This window comes from Streptomyces sp. CBMA156, assembly GCF_014596515.1.
GTDB lineage: Bacteria > Actinomycetota > Actinomycetes > Streptomycetales > Streptomycetaceae > Kitasatospora.
This window is the reverse complement of the sequence record NZ_MSJQ01000429.1, coordinates 1-9,932: the sequence shown is the minus strand read 5'-3', so window position 1 is coordinate 9,932 and position 9,932 is coordinate 1. Positions and strand designations below refer to the sequence as shown.

The following is a 9,932-nucleotide window of genomic DNA, read 5'->3' as shown; positions in this document are numbered from 1 at the left end:
GCGCCGCAGGTCGAGCGCCCCGCGCAGGCCTGTGGGCAGCGGGGTGCGGCAGACGCCGGGGTGGCCACCAGCGTGGAGGACGGCGAGCCGGTCCAGGACGAAGCGGATGTCGGCGGTGCGGACGGCGGGGGCCGCGGGGGTCGCGGCGGCCGGGCCGGCGTTCGCGGCGGTGCTCACGGTCTCAGCGGTGCTCATGGGCGATCCTCGGGTCGATCGTGCGGTACAGCAGGTCGACCGCGAGGGTGGCCGCGACCACGCCGACGGCGCTGACCACCACCACGGCCTGGACGACGGGGAAGTCCCGGCCGGCGATGGCCCCGGAGGCCAGGCTGCCGACGCCGGGCACCGCGAACAGCGACTCGACCAGCACCGAGCCGCCCAGCGAGGTGCCGATGCCGATCCCGACCAGGGTGACCAGCGGCAGGCTGGAGGGCCGCAGGGCGCGGCGCAGCAGCAGCCGGGTGGTGCCCATGCCGCGGCTGCGGGCGGCGGCGACGTACGGCTGGTCGAGGGTGTCGAGCAGCTGTCCGCGCAGGGCCCGGGTGAACACGGCGGCCTCGGTGAGGCCGAGGGTGAGCGCGGGCAGCACCAGGTGGCGCAGGTTCTCGGCCGGGTCCTCGGTGAACGGGGTCCAGCCGGTGGCGGGCAGGATGCGCAGCTGCACGGCGGCGATCCAGATGAGCAGCAGGCCGAGGGCGAAGCCGGGGACGGCGAGCCAGGCGAAGGTGCCGGCGGTGGCGATCCGGTCGAAGAGGCCGCCCGGCCGCCAGGCGGAGACCAGGGCGACGGGCACGGCGATGGCGAGTGCCACCACCTGGGCGGCGAGGAAGAGTTCGAGGGTGACGGGGATGCGGTCGGCGAGTTCGGTGGTGACGGCGGCGCCGGTGGACAGCGAGTGGCCGAGATCGCCGTGCAGGGCGTCGCCGATCCACTGCCAGGTGGCGGCGAACACGTTGCGGTCCAGGCCGAGTCCGGCCTCGTAGACGGAGATCTGCTCGGGGGTGGCGGTGGGGCCGAGGGCGGCGACGGCGGGGGAGCCCGGCATCAGGTGGGGCAGGGTCAGGGCGCCGAGGGCGACCAGCAGCAGGACGGCCGCGGCGCGGCCGAGCTGCCCGCCGTACCGCAGCGCGGTGCGGGTGCGAGGGGTCACCGCTTCACCCACAGGGTGGCCGGGGAGAGGTTGAGGACGGTGCGCTTGGACAGGTCGGGAAGCCCGCCGACCTTGGTGGCGCCGACGAAGCCGAGGGTGTTCTCGGTGAGGAAGAGCATCGGCGCCTCGCCGACGACCCGGGCGGCGGCCCGGTTGTAGGCCGCGCCGCGCTTGGCGGGGTCGATCGAGGAGCGGCCCTCGGCGATCGCCTGCTGGGCCTCGGGGTCGGACCAGCCGGTGAAGTTGTAGGGCGAGTTCGGCAGGTAGAGGCTGGCGAGCGCGGTGTCGGTGTCGCCGAACATGCTGGTGATGAAGTCCATCACCTGGAACTTGCGCTGGAGCATCGCGGTGCCGAGGCCCGCGCTGTCGAGCGGCTTGATCGTCACCTTGATGCCGGCCTCGCCGAGCATCTGCTGGATCACGGTGGCCCGCTGCTGGCCTTCGGGGCGGCCGTCGATGAGGTAGTCGAAGGCGAGGTCGGGGTGCCCGGCCTCGGCGAGCAGGGCGCGGGCCTTGGCCACGTCGCGGGCCGGGTACCGGGCGTCCGTCCGGTACGGGGAGTGGGAGCCGATCGGGCCGTCGGAGACGGTGCCCTGGCCGAGGTAGACGACCTTCTCGACGGCCTCGCGGTCGATCGCGTACTGGACGGCCTGACGGACCCGCACGTCGTCGAAGGGGGCGGCCTTGGTGTTGAAGATGACGGTGCTGGTGGAGCCGGGCCCGGTGGCGGTGCGCAGCCCGTCGGTGGCGGCCTGCTTGAGCTGACTGGGCGTCTCGGTCCAGACCAGGTCGGTGTCGCCGGAGCGCAGCGACTGGTAGCGGCTGTCGGCGTCGGGCAGCACCCGGTAGACGAGCTTGTCGGCGTGGCCCTTGGCGCCCCAGTAGGCGGGGTTGCGGGTCAGGGTGGCGGAGACCCCGGGCTGCACGCTCTCCACCGTGTACGGGCCGGAGCCGACGGCGGGGGCGTCGCCGGCCGGTGCCTCGGAGACGTAGCCGAGGGAGCGGGTGAACAGGCTGGGGAAGCCGGCGTCGGGAGACTTGAGGGTGAAGCTGACGCTGGTAGGTCCGGTGACGGTGGTGGCGGCGATGGCGGCCGCGTCGACGGCGCACGCGCACTTGCTCTCCGGCTTGCTGAGCCGGGCGACGTGGTCGGCGACGGCCTGGGCGTCCAGCGGCTTGCCGTCGCTGAACTTCACGCCCTCGTGCAGGTCGAGGGTCCAGACCTTGGCGTCCGCGTCGGGGGTGAAGGACTTGGCGAGGTAGGGCTGGACGGTGCCGTTGTCGCCGTTGACCATCAGCGGGTCGTACAGGGCGTTGGCGAGGATCATCATCGGCATCGAGGTGAGGGTGCCGTCGGCGGGGTCGAGCTTGGTGAACGGCCGGTCCAGGCCGATCTTGAGGGTGCCGCCGTCCACGGCCGGGCCGTCGCCCGCCGCGCCGGTGTTCCCGGCGGTGCCGCCGCTGCCGGACATCGCGTCGTCGGAGGCGGAGCAGGCGGTGAGCGTGAGCGCGGCCGTGCAGGCCGCTGCTACCAGGAGGTGGGTGTGCCGCTTCATGGTTCCTCGGTTCGGGGGAGTGCGGGGGCGGCCCGGGGGGAGTTCGGCCGCCGACGACCCACACCATTCCGGAAGTGGCAGTACTGCCAAAAGGCAGTTGTGCAAATTCAAGATGACGAAACCCGGAAGAGTCGGCGCTCGCCTTGAGCGAGCACGGTCGGACGTGGTTCGGTACTGACAGCCGCCCCCTCGGCGGCCCCATCCACACCCGACTCACCGAACGGAAACGGAAGAACGATGCAGGGGACGGACACCGTGGCGGAGCCGGGCATGCGCGACCGCAAGAAGGCGCGCACCCGCGACAGCATCCGCACCGCGGCGCTCGACCTCTTCGAGGGGCAGGGTTACGAGCGCACCACCGTGGACCAGATCTGCCGCCGCGCCGACGTCGCCCACCGCACCTTCTTCCGCTACTACCCGGCCAAGGAGGCCCTGCTCTTCGGCTGGGACTTCGGCCACGTCCTGCTCGACGCCTTCGCCGAGGCCCCCGCCGAACTGCCGCTCTGGGGCGCGCTCGAACACGCGGTGACCGTCACCGGCGGACGGCTGGAGGAGTCCGTCGAGCACACCGCCCGGCGCCGCCGGCTGCGCCAGGGCCTGCTGGAGGTGCACTCCGTGCACAACTACGCCCTGGTCGTCATCGACGCCTTCATCGAACGCACCGTCACCATCGCCGCCGAGCGGCTCGGCGTCGACCCGGTCGAGGACCTGCGTCCGACCGCGCTCGGCGCGATGTTCGGCGGCATGGTGCGGCGCCACGTCCTGACCGGCCCGGAGAGCGGCACGCTGACCGACTGGGTCAGGGCCTACCGGGACGTGCTCGCCGCGGCGGGCTGACCCGGACCGGCCCCACACCCCGTCACACCCCGCCACCCCCGGGCGCGCCGCCGGCCGCCCGGTCGGCACCGCACGCCCTCCGTCACCCCGTCACCCCCTCGCGCGGCCCCGCCGCGCGCCTTCGCCACACCCCCCGTGACACCTCTCGTCACACCCTTCGTATCCGCACGTCGTACCCGCACTTCGCACGTTCCGAAAGGCCCCCCATGTCCCTGGTCAACTTCCGCGACCCCGCGACGCTCACCGACCCCGCGAGCCGCTGGATCCGCCCCGGTGCCCTGTTCCGCTCCGCCCAGCCCTTCCCCGCCGCCGACGAGACCGTCGTCGCCCAGCTGCGCGAGCACGGCATCACCACCATCGTCGACCTCAGGGGCGAGGCCGAGAGCAGCCCCGAGGACTGGGCCGCCGTCGAGGCCGCCGGCATCGCCGTCGTCGCCGCCCGGATCAACCCCGCCAACGACGCGCTGGAGCAGTCCATGCGCGCCATGACCACCGCCGAGGACCTCGGCGCCTTCTACCTGCTGATGGCCGAGTCCGCGCCGCAGGCCCTCGCCGCCGCCGTCGAGGCCACCGTCCGCCCCGGCGGAGTGCTGGTGCACTGCGCGGCCGGCAAGGACCGCACCGGGCTGCTCACCGCGCTGCTGCTGGAGGTCCTCGGGGTGCCCGCCGAGGAGATCGTCACCGACTACGCCCGCACCAACGAGGCGATCCAGCAGATCTGGGCCGGTCTCGCCGACCGCAACCGCACCGCCCTCAACCAGGTCGAGGCCGGCGAACTGCGCATTCCCGCCCCGCTGCTGGAGGCCCCGGTCGGGGCGATGAGCACCTTCCTGGAGCTGGTCCGCGTCAAGCACGGCGGCGCCGTCGGCTTCCTGACCGCCTGCGGGGTCACCGCCGGGACCCTGGACGCCTTCACCGCCAAGGCAGCCGGTACCGCCACCGCCCGTACCGCCGCCGCGGACACCGCCGAGGTGACGGCATGCTGACCCTCCTGCACCACACCGACGGCACCCCGTTCCGCGACCTCAACCACAACGGCACCATGGAGCCCTACGAGGACCCGCGGCTGCCCGTCGAGGAGCGGGTCGAGGACCTGCTCGGCCGGCTGACCCTCGCCGAGAAGGCCGCCCTGATGCTGCACGGCCGGATGCTCCCCGGCGAGCACCCGCCGTTCCCGTCCGGCGCGAACCTGATCACCGAGCGCGGCCTCACCCACTTCGCCATGATGGCCGTCCCCGACCCGCGCACCATGGCCGACTGGAACAACCACGTCCAGGACCTGGCCGCGGCCGGCCGGCTGGGCATCCCGGTCACCCTCTCCTCCGACCCCCGGCACGGCTTCTCCGCCAACCCGGCCACCGCCCACATCGGCGGCGGCTTCAGCACCGGCCCCGAGCCGATCGGCCTCGCCGCCACCGACGACACCGACCTGGTGCACCGCTACGCCGACCTGATCCGCCGCGAGCTGTGCGCCGTCGGCATCAGGGTCGCCATCCACCCGATGGCCGACCTCGCCACCGAGCCCCGCTGGGCCCGGATCAGCGGCACCTTCGGCGAGGACCCGGAGCGGGCCTCGCGCATGATCACCGCCTACATCCAGGGCCTCCAGGGCGAGCGGATCGGCCCGGACAGCGTCGCCTGCATGACCAAGCACTTCCCCGGCGGCGGCCCGCAGGCCGGCGGCGAGGACTCGCACTTCGCCGCCGGACGCCGACTGGTCTACCCTGGTGGTGAGTTCGAGACCCACCTGCGCCCCTTCGAGGCGGCCTTCGCGGCGGGCACCGCGCAGATCATGCCCGCCTACGCGATCCCCTCCGGCAGCGGCCTCGCCGAGGTCGGCGCCAACTTCAACCGGGACGTCATCACCGGTCTGCTGCGCGGGCGTTACGGCTTCGACGGGGTGGTCTGCACCGACTTCAACGCCATCACCGGCATGGCCGTCCCCGGCGTGGTCACGCTGCCCCCGCGGCACTGGGGCGTCGAGGAGCTGGCCGTCGCCGAGCAGGTCGTCCTCACCCTGGACGCGGGCGCCGACCAGCTCGGCGGCGAGACCGATCCGGAGTTGATCCTCGCCGCCGTCCGCTCCGGCGCGGTCACCGAGGCCAGGCTCGACGAGTCGGTCCGCCGCATCCTGCGCGACAAGTTCCGCCTCGGCCTCTTCGACGACCCGTACGTCGACGCGGACGCCGCCGTCGAACTGGTCGGCACCGAGGCCGGCCGGGCACTCGGCCGCGAGGTCCAGCGCCGCTCCGTGGTCCACCTCGCGGGGCACCCGCAGACCGGATCGCGGCTGTACGTCGAGGGCGTCGACCCCGCCGTCGCCGCCCGGTACGGCACCGTCGTGGACGACCCGGCCCAGGCCGACCTGGCCGTCGTCCGCCTCGCCACCCCGTACGAGCGGCGCGAGGGCATGCTGGAACAGCACTTCCACAGCGGCTCGCTGGAGTTCGAACCGGCCGAGGCCGAGCGCCTCACCGCGCTGGCCGCCGTCGTCCCCACGGTCTTCGCCGCCCAGCTGGAACGGCCCGCCGTGCTCACCCCGCTCGCCCCGCACGCGGCCCTGCTGCTCGGCGAGTTCGGCGCCGCGGACGAGGTGGTGCTGGACGCCGCCCTCGGCCGCGCCCCGATGACCGCGACCCTCCCGTTCGACCTGCCCGTCTCCGACGCCGCCGTCGCCGCGGCCCGCGAGGACGTCCCCTTCGACACCCGCGCCCCGCTCTTCCGCCACGGCCACCGCGCCGGCACCGGAAGCTGAGCCACCCCACGCCGGGGCCCCGCCACCCACCGGTGGCGGGGCCCCGGTACGGGTGTCCCGCGGTCACTTCTCGACGAAGACGATGTCCTCGATGTCGGGGCGCAGCTTGACCGTGTCGTCGTGGACGTCGACGACGCGTTGCAGACCCACGGTGGAGGTGCTCTGGTCGGAGAGGAAGAACTCGTCGCCCGCACCGGCCAGGTAGGCGGGCAGGCAGTCGAGGGCGGGGCCGAAGAGCCGCAGGTAGTCGGCCAGCCGCCGGAACAGCTTCGGCAGGATGACCAGGTCGTCGGTGAGCGAGCTCAGGTCCTCGATGGTGGCTCCGCTGTGCGTGACGTCGTTGGCCCAGACGCTGCCGGGCGCCTTCGCGGCCCGCGCCTGCCGGGCGGTGGCGGCCATGTCGAGGCGCAGGTCCCTCGGCAGGTTCGAGTAGAACGTCGGGTAGACCAGGCCGCGGGACAGCAGTTCGTGGTTGGCGGTCTGGTGCAGCAGCGGCACGTCGACCTTGAGCACCGTTCCGCTTCTGGCGTCCGGGACGGGCGCGCCCCTGCCGACCATGGCCACGCAGCGGCCGTAGGTGTCGGCGCCGCCGGTGAGGATGAATCCGGCGACGGTCTCCGGAATGGCGGAGGTGACCGTCTCGTCCGCTCCCTGCGTCACGTCGGTGAAGCCCAGCCAGGCCAGCAGCGCGTCCCGGGCACCGTGGGCGCCCAGTTCGAGCGGCTGGTGCACGAAGTCGGGCCCGGCACCCTGGTAGTGGGTCTCCAGCGCGTCGATCCCGTCCAACCGCAGTGAGGCGCCGCCGTGGACGTCCCGCTTGACTCTGTGGTCGCCGGGGAGTTCGGGCCAGAAGCCGGGGTCGTCGGGGAGGAAGTGGACGGTGTCGCCGTCTGGCTCGAAGTTCTTGATCTGGTAGCGGCCCTTGATGAGGGTCATCGTCATGAATGGCTCCCGTAGTCGAGTCGCGACCCATTGTGATGTCCTTCGCGGGCAAACCACGGAACCGCGCCATCGGCGAGTTGACGGGCCGTCGACGCGTGCGGGCGCAGCCGTTTCCCCGGCTCCCGGACGGCTTCGGACGGCTGTCGGTGGGCGCACGTACGATCCGGGCAGTGCTTTCCGGGAGCCGGCACCGTGGGCGGGTGCCGCTCCCGCGTCCATCCGTGCCCGACCGAGTGGGAGGCCGCCCCGTGAGTGGATCACCGATGCCCGGGCCAGGAGACGTATGTCAGGCGTGGGGCCGGGTGACCGCGTGGCTCGGGCGCAACGCGCCCGGCGTTCTCGCCACCCTCGGCGGCCCGGGGGACCAGGCCGCCATCGACGCGGCCGAGGTGCGCATGGGCCTGGAACTGCCGTCGGAGCTGCGGCAGTGGATCCTGCTGAACGACGTCCGTGTCGGCGGCGCGGGCGGCTTCGGATCATGTCTGGTCACAGCGGGTTCGGGCGACGTCATCCCGGACGGCGGGCTCCTGCTCGGCCTCACGGACATCGAGCGCGTCCATGTCCACATGACGGCCCTGGCGGAGGCGGAACCGTCCGGGGATCCCGGCCGGCCACTCTGGCGCCGGGAGTGGCTGCCGATCGTCGCGGAGCGGGACGGCTTCCACGGAACGTTCCTGAACGCGCGCACCGGAACCATGGGGTCCTGGAGCGAGGGATCGTCCCCCGAGGACGGCGAGTACCCTTCCCTGGCCGCGTTCTTCCAGCACGTGGCGGACCGGTTGGAGGGCGTCCCCTCGGGCGACCGGACCGGCCCCGCCGCCCGCAGGCGCGATCCCCGCCCGCAGGACGAGCCGGTACGCCGATGGGCCCGTGCGAACGGCTTCCGGGTCAGTGACCGCGGGCGCGTCCCCTCGGCCTTGCGCGAGGCCTACGAAGCGTCACTGTGAGCCCCGTGTCCCGCCGCCCGGCGAGGCTCCTCCTCCGTCCGGCTCCGTCCGCGGGGCCGGACCGAACCCCGGGGGCGGTGCCGTCCGTGGTACCGACTGAGGCCGGTGGGCAGCCGGCGCGAGGACGGACGCGGGAGGACAGCGATGGCCTGGTACCAGGGGCCGAGTCGGATCACGGTCACGGCGGTCGAGGGACGGTGGCCGCAGCGGGCGGTGGTGACGGTCAGGGGCGGTGCGCCGGTGGAGGTCCCCGGGGAGGTCGGCGCCGTGCACGTCGTCGACGCGGAGAGCTGGCAGCTGGACCTGGAACACCGCCACGAGGGCGAGTGGTGCCCCAACATCCGCGCGGTGCAGGGACGTTGGGAGGAGGTGCGCGGCGTGCCGACGCAGGTCGTGCACAGCCGCAACCGTGACCTGGCCGACGACCGCAGGGACCGCAACCTGGTGCTGCGGATCGAGCGCACCACCCCGGGCGGTGGCCGGCCCTCGGCCGGTGCCGCCCCCACCGCGCTCCGGACGACCGCGGCGCACCGCACGCCGGCGGCCCCGGCCGTGCCGCGGACCTCGGCCGGCGGCACGGCCGGGAGCCAGGGTGTCCGGACGACCACCTCCGGCGGCGGGGCCGCCGTTCAGCGGCCCGCGGCACCGGGGGCCGGGGGCACGACCACCGGAGGAGCCGCCAGGCCCACCACCTCGACCACCTCCTGGAGCGGCTGACCGCCGGGCGCCGGCCTCTCCGGGCGAGGCGTCACTGATCGGAGTAGCTGAGGTCTCCCACCGTCCAGCTGCTGATGTCGGCGATGGCGATGCGGTACATGCCCCCGGTGTGGGGCAGGCCGTAGCTGCCCTGGAGGATGCGGGCGACGTGCAGGTGCAGGTGGGTAGGCCGCGCGGCGGGCGGCGTCACTTCTTCGACCGCCGCTTCACCGTCGGCGGTCGCGGGCGCCACGAACAGGGCGGCGAAGGGCTTCAGGAAGTCCGAGGCGGCGAGGACTTCGGCCACCCGCTCGTTCCACAGGCTCTCCGGTGCCAGCCGGCCGGTGATGACCGCGCCCGGGACGACCACGGTCAGGGGCATCTGGTTGCTGCACTCGGACTCCACCATCGCGGCGATGTCGACGAGCAGCTCATCAGGATTCGACATGGACCCGAGGATAGTGCCCGCCGGAAGCCGCCCGCACGGACATCCCCGGTTCGCCCCCGGCCCGCCATCTGCGCGACGCCGGGGCATGGCACAGCGGCCCCCGGTACCGGCGCGTGGACGGTACCGGGGCAGGGCATCACACCGCCCGGACGGAGCGCTCCGCCCGTGAGGCGTGCGCACCGTCGGCCGGAGAGCCGGGAGCGTCCGGGGTCAGAGGGCGTACATCGCGCTGTACGGCGGCGTGATGCGTGCCTGCTGGGATCCGAAGTCGACGAGCACGGCGGTGTCGCCGTCACCTTCCACCCCGATGACCCGGCCGAGGCCGTACCTGTCATGGGTGACTCGGTCGCCGACGGCGAAATGTTTGCGGGGTGCCTCCGGCGGGGCCTTGAAGGGGCTGCTCGGCAGAGGGCGGCGGACTGCTGAGAAATTCGTCATCCCCTCCAGTATGCGCCGGAAACCCCGGGAACGGGTCTTCTCGGCGCCCCCGAGTTCGAGTGGGACCCCGAAATGCCGCACGCGCCGTCCGGCACGCCCCCGATCGGTGCCGGCGGGCGCGCCGCGGTCGCCGGCCCGGCGCCGTCCCGGTGCGGGTGGACCC

General features: G+C 73.6%; 10 protein-coding genes and 1 pseudogene. 5 read left to right on the top strand and 6 right to left on the bottom strand.

The annotated features are described in order from the left end of the window. The 3 genes and pseudogenes from BU198_RS38555 to BU198_RS38545 form a co-directional block, all read right to left on the bottom strand. Positions 1-195: pseudogene (locus BU198_RS38555) on the bottom strand (lipase); the annotation flags it as partial. Continuing rightward, complete coding sequence (locus BU198_RS38550) at positions 182-1,150, bottom strand: ABC transporter permease (protein WP_188301415.1); 969 nt, start codon at positions 1,148-1,150, stop codon at positions 182-184. The gene BU198_RS38550 and the pseudogene BU198_RS38555, both read right to left, overlap by 14 nt. Continuing rightward, complete coding sequence (locus tag BU198_RS38545) at positions 1,147-2,706, bottom strand: ABC transporter substrate-binding protein (RefSeq protein ID WP_188301414.1); 1,560 nt, start codon at positions 2,704-2,706, stop codon at positions 1,147-1,149. The genes BU198_RS38550 and BU198_RS38545 overlap by 4 nt, the downstream gene beginning before the upstream one ends. A 237-nt stretch (positions 2,707-2,943) precedes the next feature. On the opposite strand from BU198_RS38545, the gene BU198_RS38540 reads away from it, so the two are divergent. From BU198_RS38540 to BU198_RS38530, 3 genes are all read left to right on the top strand, one after another. Next, a complete protein-coding gene (locus BU198_RS38540) occupies positions 2,944-3,543 on the top strand; it encodes a TetR family transcriptional regulator (RefSeq protein WP_188301413.1) in 600 nt (199 codons plus the stop codon). A gap of 206 nt (positions 3,544-3,749) precedes the next feature. Continuing rightward, positions 3,750-4,529: a tyrosine-protein phosphatase gene (locus BU198_RS38535; RefSeq protein ID WP_188301412.1), complete on the top strand. Its 780-nt coding sequence runs from the start codon at positions 3,750-3,752 to the stop codon at positions 4,527-4,529. Next, positions 4,523-6,298 carry a glycoside hydrolase family 3 protein gene (locus BU198_RS38530; protein WP_188301411.1) on the top strand — a complete coding sequence of 592 codons (1,776 nt, stop codon included), beginning with the start codon at positions 4,523-4,525 and terminating at the stop codon, positions 6,296-6,298. Before BU198_RS38535 ends, BU198_RS38530 begins: the two co-directional genes overlap by 7 nt. 63 nt (positions 6,299-6,361) lie before the next feature. Here BU198_RS38530 and BU198_RS38525 read toward each other — a convergent pair whose 3' ends face one another. Next, positions 6,362-7,240: a nuclease gene (locus tag BU198_RS38525; RefSeq protein ID WP_188301410.1), complete on the bottom strand. Its 879-nt coding sequence runs from the start codon at positions 7,238-7,240 to the stop codon at positions 6,362-6,364. Between the two features lie 302 nt (positions 7,241-7,542). On the opposite strand from BU198_RS38525, the gene BU198_RS44090 reads away from it, so the two are divergent. Together BU198_RS44090 and BU198_RS38515 are read left to right on the top strand one after the other, a co-directional pair. Next, on the top strand, positions 7,543-8,187 hold the full coding sequence (locus BU198_RS44090) for a histone-like nucleoid-structuring protein Lsr2 (RefSeq protein WP_317620501.1): 645 nt from the start codon (positions 7,543-7,545) through the stop codon (positions 8,185-8,187). 144 nt (positions 8,188-8,331) lie between these two features. Next, the gene (locus BU198_RS38515; RefSeq protein ID WP_188301409.1) at positions 8,332-8,904 is read left to right on the top strand and encodes a hypothetical protein; all 573 of its coding nucleotides are present in this window, start codon (positions 8,332-8,334) and stop codon (positions 8,902-8,904) included. Positions 8,905-8,935: 31 nt separating this feature from the next. Here the strand turns inward: BU198_RS38515 and BU198_RS38510 are convergent, their stop codons facing one another. Continuing rightward, positions 8,936-9,331: a hypothetical protein gene (locus BU198_RS38510; RefSeq protein ID WP_188301408.1), complete on the bottom strand. Its 396-nt coding sequence runs from the start codon at positions 9,329-9,331 to the stop codon at positions 8,936-8,938. Positions 9,332-9,541: 210 nt separating this feature from the next. Further along, the gene (locus tag BU198_RS38505) at positions 9,542-9,769 is read right to left on the bottom strand and encodes a hypothetical protein (protein WP_188301407.1); all 228 of its coding nucleotides are present in this window, start codon (positions 9,767-9,769) and stop codon (positions 9,542-9,544) included. Positions 9,770-9,932: the final 163 nt, after the last annotated feature.